The sequence below is a fragment of the Comamonas badia DSM 17552 genome (assembly GCF_000484635.1).
Classification (GTDB): Bacteria; Pseudomonadota; Gammaproteobacteria; order Burkholderiales; family Burkholderiaceae_C; genus Comamonas_C; species Comamonas_C badia.
The window spans coordinates 244,004-259,852 of record NZ_AXVM01000004.1 but is presented as its reverse complement, the minus strand read 5'-3'; the positions used below and the strand labels follow the sequence as shown (position 1 = coordinate 259,852).

Below are 15,849 nucleotides of genomic sequence, written 5' to 3'. Positions count from 1 at the left end.
AAGGAGATTGGGTGAACTATTTTCTCGAACTGGTCGTTTCGGGATTGGCGGTCGGTGCGATCTATGGTCTCGTGGCCATGAGTTTCGCCGTCATCTTCAAGGCGACCGGCATCATCAATTTCGCCCAAGGCGAGATGGGCATGCTCACCGCCTACAGTTCCTGGTCCATCGCCACGGCCTTGGGGACCAGCGCGGTTCCAACCATCATCGTTGCCGTGGTTGTGGGAGCGATCCTGGGGCTCGTGTGTGAGCGGCTGATCATGCGTCCCATGCTCGGCGAGCCGGTCTTGTCGGTGGTGCTGGTGACCGTGGGGCTTGCGGTGGTGCTGCGGGCCCTGGTGACACTGATCTGGGGTGCCGCGCCGCACAAGTTCAATGTCGAAGGAGCGGACACCATCGTCCATATAGGAGGCATGGGCCTGCGGATGAGCCAGATCACCGTGATCCTGGTGCTGCTGCTGGCCATCGCTGGGTTCTGGTTCTTCCTGCGCCACAGCCGATTTGGTGTCGCCATGCGGGCGGTCGCTGCGGACGAGAAGACCGCACGGCTCATGGGTGTGTCCACCGCGCGCGTGCAGGCCGTGGCCTGGGCCTCGGCTTCCGGCCTTGCCGGTCTGGCCGGCGCCTTTTTCGCAGTGATCTACGGGCTGGTTCCCACCATCTATGAAATCGGCTTCAAGGCCTTCCCGGCCACGGTGCTGGGTGGCTTCGACTCCGTGCTCGGTTCCGCTTTCAGCGGGCTGTTCATCGGTGTTCTGGAGAACCTCGTGGGGGGCTATCTGCCCAGCACGTTCAAGGAAATCGCCGGCTTCATTCTCATCCTGGTGGTGCTGATGGTCCGTCCGTTTGGGCTGTTCGGTGAAAAGCGAATCGAGAGGGTTTGATGCGCAGCGGTTATTTCAAGCAAAGCTACAGCGACCTGGTCGTTCTCACGGATTCGCCCGTTGTCAAGGGGTGGGTGACCGTGTTGCTGCTGGGGCTGCTGGCGGCACCATTCCTGCTGAGCGGCTATCTGCTGTCGCACCTGACGGTGATTCTTTTCACGACTGTCGGCGCGTTGGGACTGATGGTGCTCACGGGATTCACGGGGCTGATTTCTTTGGGCCACGTGGGCTTTCTCATGCTTGGGGGTTATGCCTACGCGGTCGCCGTCTCACGCTGGGGTCTGCCGCCCGAGCTTGCGCTGGTGCTGTCGGCGGTGCTGCCTGCGGTGTTTGGCCTCGTCGTCGGCATTCCATCGCTGCGCCTGCATGGCCTGTACCTGGCCATCACGACACTGGCGTTCTCCTACATCGTGAGCGCCGCGATCCTGGCGGGCGGCGAACTCACGGGCGGCGGCAGCGGCATCATGATCGAGCGGCCGGTGATTCTCGGCATGAATCTTTCCAGCGACCGGGCCTTTTACTGGTTCTGTCTGTGCGTCGCCTTCCTGACCGTGCTGGCCGTCCTCAACCTGCGCCGATCCTATGTCGGTCGCGCCCTGGTGGCGGTGCGCGACAACGACATTGCTGCGCGCACGATGGGGATCAGCCTGGTGCGATACAAGCTTCTGGCATTCCTCATCAGCTCGGCGCTCGCGGGGCTGGCTGGCGGTCTGATGGCCATCTACATGAGCTTCGTGTCGGTTGAGGGCTACCCCTTCCTGCTCAGCATCGAGGCTCTTGCCATCGTGATCGTCGGGGGCATAGGTTCGGTGCTCGGGGCCGTGCTGGGGACGGTGTTCATCGTCACCTTGCCGGAGGTTTTCTCGGTCCTGATGTCCTTCCTCGGAGGGCGTCTTGCAGACGCCATGACCACCAGTTCGCACGAGATCAAGACCATTCTCTATGGCGTGGCGATCATCGCCTTCCTCCGTTTCGACCCGCGCGGCCTGCGCGGCATCTGGCATGACCTGCGCCATGCCTGGGTGCAATGGCCGCTCAGATATTGATCATCCACACCGGCTTCGGCCATTCTTTGCAACCAGGAGACCCACCTCATGAACCGCAGACTCACTTCGCTTGCCATCGGCTTGCTTGCCGCCGGCTTCACTTTCCATGCGGCAGCGCAACAGCAACAGGGCATCAGTGACACTGAAATCGTGATTGGCGACATCCTGCCGCTGACCGGCCCGCCCGCGCTGCTCGGAGTGGCACACAACCTCGGGGTGAAGGCGGCCGTGGCGGAAGTCAACGCGGCCGGTGGCATTCACGGCCGCAAGGTGCGCCTGATTTCGGAGGACGACGGCTACGTGCCTTCACGCACCATTCAGGGGGTGCGAAAGCTGATCGGCAGCGACAAGATATTTGCCTTCACGTCCATATCGGGCACCGGGCAGGCACAGGCTGCGATGCCTCTGATCAAGCAGGCAGGCATTCCGGCGATGGCGCCCATCACCACGTACGAGGGTTTGTACAAGCCCGTCATCAAGAACGTCTTTGCGGTCGGCTACGACATGCGAGAGGCGGTCTACGGGCTGATTTCGAAAATGGCGGACCGCTACCCGGGTAAAAAATGGGCCGTGATCTCGCAGGACGATGACTACGGTGAAAACGTGCGCGATGGGTTTGAACGTGTCGCCAAGGAAAAAAACCTGCAGGTCGTGTCCAGCCAGATCTACAAGAAGGGGCAATCGGACTTTTCCTCGGAAATTCTCAAGGTCAAGCAGGCGGGCGCCGAGGCGCTGATGGCAGGAGGGGTGCTGGGTGAAAACATCACCATGGTCAAGGAGCTGGAACGCATCAGCCTGAAAATCCCCGTTGGCGTCACCTATGTGTCGCGCGTGCCGGCGAGCGCGAAGATGATGGGCTCGGCAGGCGAGAACGTCTACACGGTGGACTACGTCTACCTGGAGAGCTCGCCCGAGGCCAAGGGATTCATGGACAAGCTCGATAAATACCTTTCGCCCGAAGAGCGTGCCCGTGTCAATCGCTACAGTTTCACCGGGTATGCGGCAGCGAGAGCGCTGTTCACGGCCATCGATCACTGCGGCAAGTCGCCGACCTGGGATTGCACGAATGCTGAGCTGGCAAAAGTGACCAATCTGGAAACCGGAGCCATGACGCCGATCAGCTTCACGGCGGAAAATCACCTGGCTGCCCCCAAGCTGTTTTTCCTCAAGGCAGATCCCGCATCGGCCACCTACAAGATAGTGCAGTAATGGGATGAGCCTGAAGGGTTCCCGCGAATCATCCCTTTTCCGCGAGGAACCCCTTCAGGAACAGGCGGGCGAGCCGGTCGCAGAGTTCCTGCGGCTTCATCGCGCCGCCGGGCCTGTACCACATGTCGGTCCAGTTGAGCAGGCCGACGAGCATCATCGTGTACGGCTTGTAGACGTCATCGGGCAGGTTGGGATTGACCTCGCGCAGCAATTGGGCGACCCGGTCGGTCAACGTGCGCTGCAGCTCGATGAGCGGAGTCTGTTTGGCGCGGGGCAGGTACTTCACGTCCTGCATCGCGATCATGTGGCGCCTGCGCGACTGGGCTGATTTCTGCGTGTAAACCTGCACCATGGCCTGCAGCTTGTCGCGCGGCGGGACGTGCAGGGCGATGGCGTCTTCCACGCTGTGCACCACGCGTTCAAGATGCTCCATGAGCATGGCGAACAGCAGATCGTCCTTCGTCGGGAAATAGTGGTACAGCATCGATTTGGTCGCGCCGCAGGCCTTGGCGATATCCTGCATCTTGGCGGATGGGTAGCCTTCCTTCGCGAACAGCGCGGCGGCACTGTCGAGGATTGCGTGGCTCTTGGTTTCGTAATCGTCTGAACGTACTCGGGGCATGGGTTCTCCTGTCTCGGGGAGTTTATCAATCCCTTGAAATTATCCGACGCATCCGTCTATAATAGACCGCCGCGTCGGAATATTAAACCGCCGACATCATCGCCGGAAGCGGCCTCATTTCCTGGTATTCCCATGATCGAATTTGAATTCAACGAACCTGATTTCCTGGGCGAAGACCTTCGTCTCGTGCGCCAGCAGGTGCGCCGTTTCGTCAACGAAGTCATCGTGCCCAACGGGGATGAGTGGGAGGCCAGCGGCGAGATTCCGCGCAGCGTGTTTCGCCAGCTGGGTGAAATGGGTTTCCTGGGCATGCGCCACCCGGTGGAATATGGCGGCGGCGGCATGGGTGCGCTGGCCTCGGTCGTGCTCGGCGAGGAACTGGCGCGTTCCTCCTACGGCGGCGTGGCTTCTGCGCTGACGGTGCACAGCGACATGTCGATTGGACACATCGCGCATCGCGGCACGCACGAGCAAAAGCAGAAATACCTGCCCGATGCCTGCGCTGGAATCCGGGTAGGAGCGGTTTGCGTGACCGAGCCGCATGCCGGATCCGATGTCGCGGGGCTCAAGACCCGTGCCGTCAAAACCGCAGAGGGCTGGACCCTCAACGGCTCCAAGACATTCATCACCAATGGGGTGTTCGGCGACATCTACATCGTGGCGGCGCGCACCGATCCGCAAGCCAAGGGCAGCCGCGGCATCTCGCTGTTCATCGTGGAGAAGGGCAACCCCGGTCTGAAGGTGGCGCGCAAGTTCGAGAAGCATGGCTGGCGCTCCTCGGACACGGCGGAGCTGTTTCTGGATGATTTGAAGCTGCCGGCCGACGCGCTCCTGGGCGAAGAGGGCAAGGGCTTTTACTACATCATGAGCACCTTCCAGAACGAGCGTCTGGTGGTGGGGGCGCTGGTGTCCGGTACGAGTTCCAAGGCCATCGAGCTGACGGTCGACTATCTGCGCAACCGCCAGGCGTTCGGCAAGTCACTGTGGGACCAGCCGGTGGTGCGCAACAAGATCGCGTGGGTGGCGGCCAAGGCCGCCGCCGTGCGGGCGCTGACCTACCAGTGTGCGCAGATGATCGATGAAGGCAAGGACACGGTGCGCGAGGTGTCGATGCTCAAGGCCTTCGGCGCCGAGACGCTGCAGGAAGTCGTGCATACCTGCCTTCAGCTGCACGGCGGCACGGGCTACATCATCGGCACGCCGGTCGAGCGCATGGCGCGTGACTCCCGCATTCTCACGATCGGCGGCGGCGCTACCGAGGTGATGCTGGAGGAAGTGGCGAAGCGGATGTAAGGCGCGGACATATGCCAGGACCTCTTTCGCATCTCACCGTCATCGAACTCGCCGGCATCGGTCCGGGCCCCTTCGCCTGCATGCTGCTGGCGGACATGGGCGCACGGGTCATACGCATTGACCGTGCGCCCGCACCCCGCCGGGGAGGGCTCGACGATCTCATGCGCAACGACAGCGTCGTGGACCGCGGCCGCCAGTCGCTCTCTCTCAACATGAAGGATCCACGCGCGGTCGAAACCGTGCTGCGCCTGGTGGAACGCGCAGACGTGTTGATCGAAGGCTACCGCCCGGGTGTCACCGAGAAGCTCGGCCTGGGGCCTGACGCATGCCATGCGCGCAATCCCGGGCTGGTATACGGCCGCATGACGGGCTGGGGGCAGACCGGGCCGCTCGCGCACACCGCGGGGCACGACATCAACTACATCGCCCTCACCGGCGCCCTGCACGCCATCGGGCCCGCCGCACAGCCGCTGCCGCCCCTGAATCTGGCGGGCGACTATGGCGGCGGCGGCATGCTGCTGGCCATGGGCGTGCTTGCCGCGCATGCGCAGGCAGTGCACACGGGCATGGGCCAGGTCGTCGATGCCGCGATGACCGACGGTGCGGCGTTGCTGATGGCGGCGCAGTACGGCTTGATGGCCAAGGGCTTCTGGCAGGATGCGCGCGCGTCGAATTTTCTGGATGGGGCGGCGCATTTTTACGGCACCTATGCCTGCCAGGATGGCAAGCATGTGTCCGTCGGAGCCATTGAGCCCCAGTTCTATGCGCAACTGCTTGGGCTGTGCGGCGTCACTGATCCCGATTTCGAGCACCAATGGCAACAGGGCGAGTGGGCCGCGCTGCGCGCCAAGCTGGCCCAGGTGTTCCTCACCCGCACTCGGGCGCAATGGTGCGAGGTGTTGGAGGGCTCCGATGCCTGCTTCGCCCCCGTTCTGTCTATGAATGAGGCCCCCGAACACCCGCACAACGTGGCGCGTGGCACCTTTGTGCGCCCGGATGGCGTGCTGCAGCCCGCGCCGGCGCCGCGCTTCGATCGCACGCCGTCGGCCCTGCCGCCAAAAGCACCGGGTACCGGCGAGCACACCGTTGCACTGCTTGAAGGTGCCGGCTATTCCCCCGCCGAAATCCAGACGCTGGTGGATGCCGGGGTGGCTTTCGTCGCGGTGCGCGGATGAGCACGGCCCCACCGCCCGGGCCGCGGCGGCCACTGCATCTGAGGCGCATCAGCTGCGAAGCTTTCGAGCGCGACGATGGACTGCTGGATATCGAAGGACTGCTTATCGATACCAAGCCTGGCCCGGTGCAACTGCTGACGGGCCGGAACATTGATCCCGGGGCAGCGATTCACCAAATGCGCGTCCGCCTCACGGTGGACCGGGATCGGTGGATCGTTGCGTCGGCGGCTTACAGCGAGGAGCACCCGTACCAGGAGTGTGCCGTGGTTGAGGCGGCCTACCAAAAACTGGTTGGACTGAGGATCGAACCCGGATTCACGCTGAGAGTGAAGCAGATGTTCCGAGGCGAGGCGGGCTGTACGCATATTTCCGAACTCATACCGCCGATGGCTACCGTGGTATTCCAGGTTTTATGGGCGGACAGTGATTTCAATCCAAACGAGTCCACAAGGCCCTCTCCACTGGGATCCTGTCACGGGTTGCGGTGGGGGGGTGAGGTTGCACGCACCCATTTTTCCGTTCACAGGAAGAAATCCCAATGACGCAAAACCCCGCCGTTTCATTTGCAATCGATGCATCGATCGCAACCATCAGCCTCACCGATGACAAGCGTATGAATCCCTTGGGTGACGCCGTGATCGAAGGCATGACTGACGCCGTCAATCGGATCAGAGATGACAAACGGGTACGTGCCGTGATCCTCACGGGCCGTGGGCGCGGGTTCTGCGTTGGCGCGGATCTGGCGCACTACCGCCAATTGATCGATCAGCCTGAAGCCAGCGCCGATGGCACGCTGGGCGAATACGTGGGCGGTTTGATGGCGCGCATGAATCCGGTCGTCAAGGCGCTCAAGGATTTGCCGGTACCGGTGGTCTGTGCCATCAATGGCGTGGCGGCGGGCGGTGGCGTCGGTCTGGCGCTGGCCGGTGATCTGGTGGTGGCCGCGAAGTCATCGTACTTTTACCTGCCGTTTTTCCCGTCGCTCGGTGCCGTACCCGACATGGGGGCGACATGGGTGCTGCCCCGGGCCATAGGGTATGCCCGGACCTTGGGACTCGCGTTGACGGGGGAAAAACTGCCGGCGCAGAAGGCGCAGGAATGGGGCTTGATATGGGCCTGTGTCGACGACGAGCGTCTTGAAGCAGAGTCCACGCGCCTGGCGCGCCAATTGGCGGCGATGCCGCCCCATGCGATTGGGGAGGCCCGGGCGGTCTTCGCTGCCGCGGAAAAAAATACCCTGGCGCAGCAGCTTGATTTGGAGCGCGCACGCCAGATGGATTTGGTGAATGGCGGCAGTTTTGCTGAAGGAGTGAGAGCCTTCAGCGAACGCCGCCCACCGAATTTCCATAGACCTTGAGAAGGTCCGAGGCGGTGGCTGGCTGAAAGGGGCAGGTACATCGGTTGTGAGGCCGAAAGCAGGTGGCTCGGAACCCTCGAATCGTCGGATAAGACGATATTCCACGTTGACCGACTATCTAACCTACGACGATCAAACATTGAGGTTCGCCACCTGGTTGGACGAGCGAACCCATTCCGATGGAGACGCCGTTGCTGGTATTGCAGGTCATCGTTGCGGGGATTGCGCAGGGCTGTGTTTATGGCTTGATCGCGTTGGGGTTCGTGCTGATCTACAAGGTCACGGAAACCGTCAATTTCGCGCAGGGCGAACTGATGATGCTGGGTGCCTTCGTGGGTTTCGCCTGCATGGGCCTGTTCGGCATGCCGTTCTGGCTGGCGGCCGTTTCGGCCGTGCTGGCGATGGCCGCGTTTGGGATCGTGGTGGAGCGACTGGTGATACAGCCTGTGCTGGGGCAGCCGATGTTTTCCATCGTGATGCTCACTTTCGGCCTGGGCTATGTGGCGCGCGGCGGCATCACCATGGTGCCAGGTATCGGCACCGACACCCACACGTTGAACGCGCCCTACAAAGGGAGTCTGATCGAGGCCGGCGGGGTGGTTCTGGCCGGTGAGCAGCTCGTCATCATCGGTGCGACGGCGCTGCTGTGCGCGGGCCTGTGGGCGTTGTTCCGATTCACGCGCGTGGGCGTCGCCATGCAGGCCTCATCCCAGAATCAACTGGCGGCCTACTACATGGGCATTCCGGTGCGGCGCCTCAATGGTTTGGTATGGGCGCTGGCGGCCGCGGTCGCCGCGGTCGCCGGGATATTGTTGGCGCCGATCACTTTCGTGCACGCCAACATGGGTTTCATCGGGCTCAAGGCATTTCCGGCCGCCATCATCGGAGGCTTCAGCAGCTTGCCGGGCGCCATCGTGGGCGGGGTCATCGTTGGCCTGGTCGAGTCGTTGTCAGGCTACTTTTTGCCCGAGGGCTTCAAGGATGCCATGCCCTATGTCGTCGTACTGTTGATGCTGGCCGTCAAGCCCTCGGGTTTGTTTGGTGAGCGCTTGCGCAAGAAGGTGTGAGCGGGGACGGCCATGCGCTTTATTTTCAAAACCCGCTACGACCAGGATATTGACCTGGCCAAGCACGGCGGGCACCGGTTCTGGTATGGGTTGCTGCTGCTCGCTCTGGTGGGTGCGCCTTGGCTGTTGCCCGAGTACTGGATCGCTCAGCTTGTGTTTGTCTTCATCTACTCCGTCATCGCCGTCGGACTGATGCTGCTGGTTGGATTCACCGGACAGTTTTCCATCGGTCATGCGGCATTCATGGGGGTGGGGGCCTATACCGAAGCGTTTCTGGCTGCCCGTGGCTGGCCGTTCCCGCTGTCCATGGCTTGCGCCATGGGGTTGTCGGCCGCGGTCGGCGTGGTCGTCGGTCTGCCGGCACTGCGTGTCAAAGGCATGTACCTGGCCATAGCGACGCTGGCGTTTGGCTTCATCGTCGAGGAAATCCTGACACGCTGGGACAGCGTCACCGGCGGAAATTCAGGTCTGATGGTGCAAAGCCCGATGGTGTTCGGCTGGGCGCTGGACGGTCCGGTGGCGTTTTACTTCTTGTGCCTTGGCTGCGTGGTCGCCAGCACGGTGATGGTGCTCAACCTGTTGCGTGCGCCTACGGGACGTGCGTTCGTCGCCATCCGCGATTCCGAGATCTCTGCGCAAAGCATGGGCATTCATCTGGCACGCTACAAATCGCTTTCGTTCGCGATTTCCGCGGCGTTGGCCGGGCTGGGTGGAGCGCTGTATGCCCATCAGATCCAGTTTCTCTCGCCTGAACAGTTCGGCTTGTTGCAGTCGATTGATCTGGTGCTGATGATCGTGATCGGCGGGTTGGGATCGATGCACGGCGTTTTCTTCGGCGCCATGTTTCTGATCGGCATGCCGCAGCTGATTTCCTCGGTCAAGGACTACCTGCCTGCGGCCATAGGGCAGGCGACAGGGCTGCAAGCCGTGGTGTACGGCGTGATCCTGATCGCCTTCGTGATGCTCGAACCCATGGGAATGTACGGCCGCTGGCTCAAGATCTGCACCTGGCTGGAGCTGTACCCGTTCTACCGGCGCGGCATGTTCAAGCGGCAAAAGACCTTTCAGAAGTCGGAGCGCTTGAGATGAATGATGCTCTGCTTGCAGCCCGCGACCTCCGGGTGCGTTTCGGAGGCGTTCTTGCCGTCAACAACGTCAGTTTCGACGTTCGGCGCGGTGAGGTGTTCACGCTGATCGGCCCCAATGGCGCGGGCAAGACGACGGTCTTCAATCTCATCAGCCGTATCTACGACCTTACCTCGGGGTCGCTGGAATTTGACGGGCAGGTTCTCCACAAGGTGCCGCCGCACCAGGTGGCGTCACTGGGCATTGCCCGCACCTTCCAGAACATCGAACTGTTCGAGCATGCGACCGTGCTCCAGAACCTGCTCATCGGGCGCCATATCTGCCGTCGAACGGGTATTTGGAAGGAGCTGATTTTTTCGCGCGGGGTGAGGCAGGCAGAGCGGGATACGCGCCGCAAGGTGGAGGAGGTGATTGATCTGCTGGAATTGCAGCACTACCGTGATGCCTTGGTTGCGGGGCTGCCTTACGGTGTTCGAAAAGTGGTTGAGTTGGCACGCGCGCTCTGCACCGAGCCGAAGCTGTTGCTGCTGGATGAGCCCTCCTCGGGTTTGAACGTGGAAGAAACCGAGGACATGGCATTCTGGATTCAGGATATTCGGCGTGACCTCGGGGTGACCATTCTGATGGTTGAACACGATATGGCGCTGGTTTCCAAGGTGTCCGATCGGGTGCTGGCGATGAATCAGGGTGAAGTGCTTGCGGTTGGCAGCCCGGCCGAGGTGCAAAGAGACCAGGGCGTGGTGGAAGCCTATCTGGGCTCGGTGGACGATGTCGCCAGCCTGCGCCGCGAAAACCATGGGGAAGCAGCATGACGGTGCCTGCCGTGGACGACGCCATCCTCACGCTGCTCAACGTCGAAAGCGCTTACGGCCCCATCAAGGCCATTCGTGGCGTAAGCCTGAACGTGCGGCGCGGCCAGATAGCGACAGTGCTGGGGTCCAACGGCGCTGGCAAGACCACCATTCTCAAGACCATCAGCGGCATCATCGATCCGCGCAAGGGTTCGGTGGAATTCAAGGGCGAGAACATCACCGCCAAGGATCCGGTCCATATCGTTCATCGGGGCCTGGTGCATGTGCCGGAGGGGCGAGAAGTGTTTCCGTTGCTGTCGGTTCGGGACAACCTCCTGATGGGCGCCTATGCGCGCGCCGATCGCGATGCCATCGCGCGCGATATGGAGGCGGTCTATGGCTACTTCCCGATTCTCGCGGAGCGCAGCCATCAGGACGCGGGACTGCTCTCGGGCGGCCAGCAGCAAATGCTTGCGATCAGCCGCGCGCTCATGGCCAAGCCGGAACTCATCTTGCTCGATGAGCCCAGCCTCGGGCTTTCCCCGAAGCTCACGAAAGAGATTTTCGAAATCGTGGTGCGCATCAACCGTGAACGCGGTACCACCATCTTGCTGGTGGAACAGAACGCGAACATGGCCCTCAACGCCTCTGACTACGGCTACGTGCTGGAGAACGGCCGCATCGTGATGGAAGACACCTGTGCGCGATTGCGTGAAAAGGAAGACATCAAGGAGTTCTACCTGGGCATGAAGGAAGAAGGCGTGCGGGCCGAGCGGCGCTGGAAAAAGAAGAAAACCTGGAGATGACGCGCGTGTCCCGACTCTGGAATCTCGATCATTTCAAACCCCGGCATGACATTGTCGTTCCGGGAGAGACCATTCCCGACATGTTCTGGGGTGCGGTCGAAAGCCGTGCAAATCAAGTCTTGATGCGGCAAAAGGATTTCGGTCTATGGCGTGCCTGGAACTGGAGTGAGGTCGGAACGATCGTCCGGGAGCTCACCATGGGGTTGATCTCCATCGGAGTGCGCCAGGGGGAATGTGTCTCCATTCTCGCCAACACCTCGGTGGAGTGGGTCTGGGCGGACATGGCCGTTCTGTCGGCCGGTGGGGTGGCGAACGGGATTTATCCCACCGATGCGGCGGATCAGGTCCGGTATATCTGCGCAGATTCCGGCACGGTGGTCTTGTTTGTCGAAGACGAAGAGCAGTTGGACAAGGTCTTGGCCGTCCGCGGCAACTTGCCGGAGTTGCGCCGAATCGTGCTCATCGATCCGAAGGGATTGACAGAATTCAGCGACCCGATGGTCGTCACGCTGGATGATCTGCGCCGATTGGGCGCGCGCCACGACGCCGAGCACCCCGGCGTATTCGACACCGCGCGCCGCATGCGCCAGCCGGAGGATGTCGCCATTCTGGTCTACACCTCGGGAACAACGGGCCGGCCCAAAGGGGCGATGCAGTCGCATCGAAATCTGCTGACGGCCGTGCATGGCAACGACGCGATCCTGCCGCAGGACGAGACCGACGAGCGCATGTGCTTTCTGCCTCTGTGCCATGTCGCCGAGCGTGTCGTCGGCATGTACTCCTCGCTCTATAGCGGCACGAAGATGAATTTCGTGGAGAACCCGGATACGGTGCCAGAAAACGTGCGCGAAATTGCGCCCACGGTCTTTGGCGGTGTGCCCCGCCTGTGGGAGAAGTTCTATTCCGCCGTCACCATCGCCGTCAAGGAGGCGGGGCCTGTGCAGCAGCACGCCTACGCGTGGGCCATCTCCGTGGGCAACGAGGTGGTTGACCGAGTCATCAAGGGTGAGCCGGTAAGCCTGTGGTTGAAGCTCAAGTACCGGATTGCCGGCCTTGCTTCGCTGAACAACGTGCGCCGTTTCATGGGCATTCATCGTTGCCGCTTTCTCGTGACCGGCGCGGCGCCGATCGCACCAGATTTGATCCGCTGGTATCTGGCCCTTGGCATTCCCATGCTGGAGGCGTGGGGGCAAACCGAGTGCGCAGGCATTGCCACCTCGATGCCGCCCGATGGCATCCGCCTGGGCACCATCGGGCGCGCATGCGCATTCAATGAAGTACGCGTGGACGCCGGCACGGGCGAACTGCTGGTGCGCGGCCCCAATGTGTTCATGGGCTACCTCAACCAGCCCGAGAAAACCGCGGAGGCCATCGATGCTGAAGGCTGGCTGCATACCGGCGACGTGGGTTCCGTCGATGCGGGCGGCTACTTCCGCATCACCGACCGCATGAAGGACATCATCATCACGGCAGGCGGCAAGAACATCACACCCAGTGAATGGGAAAACGAATTGAAGTTCTCCCCTTACGTGACCGACGCTGTCGTCATCGGCGACCGCAGGGCCTACCTGACGGCGATCGTGATGATCGAACAGGAAAACGTCGAGAAATATGCACAGGACAACGATGTTCCCTTCTCCAATTACGCCAGTTTGACCCGTGCGCCCGAAGTGCTGGCGCTGATACAGGGGGAAATCGACAGGATCAACAGAAAGTTCGCCCGTGTCGAGCAAATCAAGGCCTTTTTCCTATTGGAGACACAGCTCTCTGCCGAGGATGAGGAATTGACGCCCACGATGAAGCTCAAGCGCAGCTTTGTGCAGAAAAAGTACGCGAAGCAGATCGAGGCGATGTATCAGTGACGTTTGGGCGGCCTCAAGTTTGAAATGCAAAAAACAGATTATGCAGTTGAGGATGGTTTCGTTTGTTCAATCAAGGAGATGTCATGAAAAGTTCAGGTGTGTTCGGGTATGTTTTTTCGGCGATGACGCTTTGTTTTGCCTCTGCTGCGCCTGTTTTGGCTCAGACGCAGGGGGTTGGTAAAAGTGAAGTCGTCATCGGATATGTAGGAGACCTTTCCGGCCCGGTTGCGGGCTATGGAAAGGATATCCGAGACGGCATGATAATGCACATTGACGAGGTCAATGCACGCGGTGGGGTGCATGGCCGTAAAATCCGCCTTCTTGTCGAAGATAATGCCTACGATCCCAAGCGGACTGTTCTGGCGGTACAAAAACTGGTCAATAAAGAAAAGATTTTTGCAGCAATTGGCACGTTTGGCACCGTCCATGCGCAGGCAGCCATGCAAATACAGGATCCCAAGGGGGTTTTCAATTTGTTTCCCATGGCCTTGGCGAGGGAAATGTACGAACCGATCAGCCCGCTCCATTACGCGTGGATGCCGACGTATTTTCAGCAAATCAGCGCGGCAGTACCAGTGCTTTACAAGCAGCAGGCGGCTGGCAAGGCGTGCGTGGTTTTCCAGGATGACGATTTTGGCCAGGAAGTCGTGCAAGGTGCCGAAGCGGGTCTGAAAAAGGTCGGTGCCACGCTTGTCGAGCGTGCCAGTTTCAAGCGCAATGCCACTGATTTTTCGTCACAGGTGGCGCGCATCAAGAATGCCGGTTGTGATTTTGTCGTGCTGGGAACTCTGATTCGGGAAACTGTTGGCGTCATCAGTGAGGCGCACAAGTTGGGGTATACGCCCAAGTTCCTCGTATCGTCCAATGCATACACTGACCTCATACCCAAGCTGGGCGGTGCGCCAATGGACGGGTTGTATGCATCGCACCACGCTGCATTTCCCTATCTGGATGATGCTTCTGAACCGGTGCGGGCCTGGGCGAATCGGTACGAAACTAAATTCAAGCAGGTTCCCAGCATTTTTTCAGCTTATGGATATACAAAAATTGATATTTTTGTCAGAGCGCTGGAAAAAGCGGGGCCTGATTTGAAATCGGAAGATTTTGTCCATGCCATGGAGAGCATTGAAATTCCAGCCGATATTTTTGGAAATCCCTCGATGCGCTTTAGCGATAAAACCCATCTTGCATCGGATAAGTCACGTCTGTCCCGGCTGGAAAACGGCCGTTGGAAGGTCGTCTTCGATTACGACCAGATGTCCAGGTAGAAATTCTCGTCTTCCACCCGACGCAAGGAATCACCATGAAATTGCGGCTTTCTCTGCTGCGGGCGGGCTTTGTCGCCAGTGCTGCCGCCGTGGCGCAGCCCCAGGGCGCCACATCCGATGGCTGCTGGAAAGCGGTGCCCGACCATGACAAGTTCCGCTGAACCAACGGCGCGCCGCGCTCATGTCGTGGGCGTTGGCATGCTGCCGTTCAGCAAGCCCGGCGCCAGCGAGAGCTACGAGATCCTGGGTGCGAGCGCCGCCCGTGCCGCGCTGGCCGATGCGGGGGTGGATTACCAGAGTGTCGATCAGGTCTATGCGGGCTTCGTTCATGGCGACTCGTGCAGCGGCCAGGCGGCGGCCTACCGCGTCGGGCTGACCGGCGTGCCCGTCATCAACGTCAACAACAACTGCGCCACCGGCTCGACGGCGCTCTATCTGGCGCGCCAGGCGATCGCCGGCGGCGAGGCCGAATGCGTCCTGGCGCTGGGTTTCGAGCAGATGCGCCCCGGTGCGCTTGGGGTGCACCACACCGACCGGCCTGACCCCTCGCAACGGCTGATTGACGCCATGCATGCCGCGCAGGGGACCGCTCTGCAGGTGCCGATGGCGGCGCAGTTGTTCGGCGGCGCCGGGCGCATGCACATGCAGCTCTACGGCACGAATGCGGATACCTTCGCGCGCATCGCGGTCAAGGCCCGGCGGCACGCCGGGAACAACCCGAACGCGATCTTCCGCCAGCCGCTGACGCTCGACGAGGTGTTGGCCTCCCCGATGGTGTTCGACCCGCTGACGCGCCTGCAATGCTGCCCGCCGACCTGCGGCGGCGCGGCCGCGGTGCTGTGCTCCGAGGGCTTCGCGCGCAAGCATGGGCTGGACCGCAGCGTGGTCATCGCCGGTCAGGCCATGACCACGGACGGCAACAGCAGCTTCGACGAGAACGACATGCGCCGGATCGTGGGCTACGATATGGCGCGTCGCGCGGCGCGGCGCGTGTACGAGTCCACCGGCGTCGGCCCCGACGACATCCGCGTCGCCGAGCTGCATGACTGCTTTACCGCCAACGAACTGATCACCTACGAGGCGCTGGGCTTCGTCCCCGAGGGCGGTGCCGAGAAATTCATCCTTGACGGCGACAACACCTATGGCGGCCAGGTGGTGACCAACCCCTCGGGCGGGCTGCTGTCCAAGGGCCACCCCCTGGGTGCGACGGGACTGGCACAGTGCGCCGAACTGGTGTGGCAGCTGCGCGGGCAGGCGGGCGCTCGCCAGGTTGAGGGCGTGCGTCATGCGCTGCAGCACAACCTGGGTCTGGGTGGCGCCTGCGTGGTGACCCTCTATGCACGGGTTTGATCCGAATCCCGTCGGCATGGCGCCTTCTCCCTG

At 61.4% G+C, this 15,849-nt stretch carries 16 protein-coding genes; 15 read left to right on the top strand and 1 reads right to left on the bottom strand.

Annotated elements, in window-relative coordinates:
• Positions 1–11: 11 nt before the first annotated feature.
• The 3 genes from K320_RS0110440 to K320_RS18390 all read left to right on the top strand — a co-directional run bounded on the left by K320_RS0110440 (position 12) and on the right by K320_RS18390 (position 3,139).
• Positions 12–884: a branched-chain amino acid ABC transporter permease gene (locus K320_RS0110440; RefSeq protein ID WP_024538785.1), complete on the top strand. Its 873-nt coding sequence runs from the start codon at positions 12–14 to the stop codon at positions 882–884.
• The gene (locus K320_RS0110435) at positions 884–1,930 is read left to right on the top strand and encodes a branched-chain amino acid ABC transporter permease (RefSeq protein ID WP_024538784.1); all 1,047 of its coding nucleotides are present in this window, start codon (positions 884–886) and stop codon (positions 1,928–1,930) included. The genes K320_RS0110440 and K320_RS0110435 overlap by 1 nt, the downstream gene beginning before the upstream one ends.
• Positions 1,931–2,011: 81 nt before the next feature.
• Positions 2,012–3,139, top strand: a complete 1,128-nt coding sequence (locus tag K320_RS18390; RefSeq protein WP_169730049.1) for an ABC transporter substrate-binding protein — start codon at positions 2,012–2,014, stop codon at positions 3,137–3,139.
• A 28-nt stretch (positions 3,140–3,167) separates the two neighbouring features.
• On the opposite strand, the gene K320_RS0110425 is transcribed toward K320_RS18390, so the two are convergent.
• Positions 3,168–3,761, bottom strand: a complete 594-nt coding sequence (locus K320_RS0110425) for a TetR/AcrR family transcriptional regulator (RefSeq protein WP_024538782.1) — start codon at positions 3,759–3,761, stop codon at positions 3,168–3,170.
• A gap of 132 nt (positions 3,762–3,893) precedes the next feature.
• Between K320_RS0110425 and K320_RS0110420 the strand changes: the two genes are divergently transcribed.
• The 12 genes from K320_RS0110420 to K320_RS0110365 all read left to right on the top strand — a co-directional run bounded on the left by K320_RS0110420 (position 3,894) and on the right by K320_RS0110365 (position 15,816).
• Positions 3,894–5,054, top strand: a complete 1,161-nt coding sequence (locus K320_RS0110420; protein ID WP_024538781.1) for an acyl-CoA dehydrogenase family protein — start codon at positions 3,894–3,896, stop codon at positions 5,052–5,054.
• Positions 5,055–5,065: 11 nt separating this feature from the next.
• Positions 5,066–6,229, top strand: a complete 1,164-nt coding sequence (locus K320_RS0110415; protein ID WP_024538780.1) for a CaiB/BaiF CoA transferase family protein — start codon at positions 5,066–5,068, stop codon at positions 6,227–6,229.
• On the top strand, positions 6,226–6,771 hold the full coding sequence (locus K320_RS0110410; protein WP_024538779.1) for a DUF2889 domain-containing protein: 546 nt from the start codon (positions 6,226–6,228) through the stop codon (positions 6,769–6,771). Before K320_RS0110415 ends, K320_RS0110410 begins: the two co-directional genes overlap by 4 nt.
• Complete coding sequence (locus tag K320_RS0110405) at positions 6,768–7,586, top strand: enoyl-CoA hydratase-related protein (RefSeq protein ID WP_024538778.1); 819 nt, start codon at positions 6,768–6,770, stop codon at positions 7,584–7,586. Before K320_RS0110410 ends, K320_RS0110405 begins: the two co-directional genes overlap by 4 nt.
• Positions 7,587–7,765: 179 nt before the next feature.
• The gene (locus K320_RS0110400; RefSeq protein WP_029696038.1) at positions 7,766–8,653 is read left to right on the top strand and encodes a branched-chain amino acid ABC transporter permease; all 888 of its coding nucleotides are present in this window, start codon (positions 7,766–7,768) and stop codon (positions 8,651–8,653) included.
• 12 nt (positions 8,654–8,665) lie between these two features.
• Positions 8,666–9,742: a branched-chain amino acid ABC transporter permease gene (locus K320_RS0110395; RefSeq protein ID WP_024538776.1), complete on the top strand. Its 1,077-nt coding sequence runs from the start codon at positions 8,666–8,668 to the stop codon at positions 9,740–9,742.
• Positions 9,739–10,551, top strand: a complete 813-nt coding sequence (locus K320_RS0110390; RefSeq protein ID WP_024538775.1) for an ABC transporter ATP-binding protein — start codon at positions 9,739–9,741, stop codon at positions 10,549–10,551. Before K320_RS0110395 ends, K320_RS0110390 begins: the two co-directional genes overlap by 4 nt.
• Positions 10,552–10,562: 11 nt before the next feature.
• Complete coding sequence (locus tag K320_RS0110385; protein ID WP_024538774.1) at positions 10,563–11,336, top strand: ABC transporter ATP-binding protein; 774 nt, start codon at positions 10,563–10,565, stop codon at positions 11,334–11,336.
• Positions 11,337–11,341: 5 nt separating this feature from the next.
• Positions 11,342–13,198: an AMP-dependent synthetase/ligase gene (locus tag K320_RS0110380; RefSeq protein WP_024538773.1), complete on the top strand. Its 1,857-nt coding sequence runs from the start codon at positions 11,342–11,344 to the stop codon at positions 13,196–13,198.
• A gap of 83 nt (positions 13,199–13,281) precedes the next feature.
• Complete coding sequence (locus K320_RS0110375; protein ID WP_024538772.1) at positions 13,282–14,466, top strand: ABC transporter substrate-binding protein; 1,185 nt, start codon at positions 13,282–13,284, stop codon at positions 14,464–14,466.
• Between the two features lie 35 nt (positions 14,467–14,501).
• Positions 14,502–14,627, top strand: a complete 126-nt coding sequence (locus K320_RS19640) for a hypothetical protein (RefSeq protein ID WP_281172629.1) — start codon at positions 14,502–14,504, stop codon at positions 14,625–14,627.
• Complete coding sequence (locus tag K320_RS0110365) at positions 14,611–15,816, top strand: lipid-transfer protein (protein ID WP_024538771.1); 1,206 nt, start codon at positions 14,611–14,613, stop codon at positions 15,814–15,816. The genes K320_RS19640 and K320_RS0110365 overlap by 17 nt, the downstream gene beginning before the upstream one ends.
• The last annotated feature ends 33 nt before the right edge of the window (positions 15,817–15,849 follow it).

Excerpts from the sequence above, each read along its gene's own strand:
- K320_RS0110405 (WP_024538778.1), top strand. The coding sequence starts at position 6,768 with ATGACGCAAAACCCCGCCGTTTCATTTGCAATCGATGCATCGATCGCA.
- K320_RS0110435 (WP_024538784.1), top strand. The coding sequence starts at position 884 with ATGCGCAGCGGTTATTTCAAGCAAAGCTACAGCGACCTGGTCGTTCTC.
- K320_RS0110410 (WP_024538779.1), top strand. The coding sequence starts at position 6,226 with ATGAGCACGGCCCCACCGCCCGGGCCGCGGCGGCCACTGCATCTGAGG.
- K320_RS0110390 (WP_024538775.1), top strand. The coding sequence starts at position 9,739 with ATGAATGATGCTCTGCTTGCAGCCCGCGACCTCCGGGTGCGTTTCGGA.
- K320_RS0110400 (WP_029696038.1), top strand. The coding sequence starts at position 7,766 with ATGGAGACGCCGTTGCTGGTATTGCAGGTCATCGTTGCGGGGATTGCG.
- K320_RS0110395 (WP_024538776.1), top strand. The coding sequence starts at position 8,666 with ATGCGCTTTATTTTCAAAACCCGCTACGACCAGGATATTGACCTGGCC.
- K320_RS19640 (WP_281172629.1), top strand. The coding sequence starts at position 14,502 with ATGAAATTGCGGCTTTCTCTGCTGCGGGCGGGCTTTGTCGCCAGTGCT.
- K320_RS0110415 (WP_024538780.1), top strand. The coding sequence starts at position 5,066 with ATGCCAGGACCTCTTTCGCATCTCACCGTCATCGAACTCGCCGGCATC.
- K320_RS0110375 (WP_024538772.1), top strand. The coding sequence starts at position 13,282 with ATGAAAAGTTCAGGTGTGTTCGGGTATGTTTTTTCGGCGATGACGCTT.
- K320_RS0110425 (WP_024538782.1), bottom strand. The coding sequence starts at position 3,761 with ATGCCCCGAGTACGTTCAGACGATTACGAAACCAAGAGCCACGCAATC.
- K320_RS0110365 (WP_024538771.1), top strand. The coding sequence starts at position 14,611 with ATGACAAGTTCCGCTGAACCAACGGCGCGCCGCGCTCATGTCGTGGGC.
- K320_RS0110420 (WP_024538781.1), top strand. The coding sequence starts at position 3,894 with ATGATCGAATTTGAATTCAACGAACCTGATTTCCTGGGCGAAGACCTT.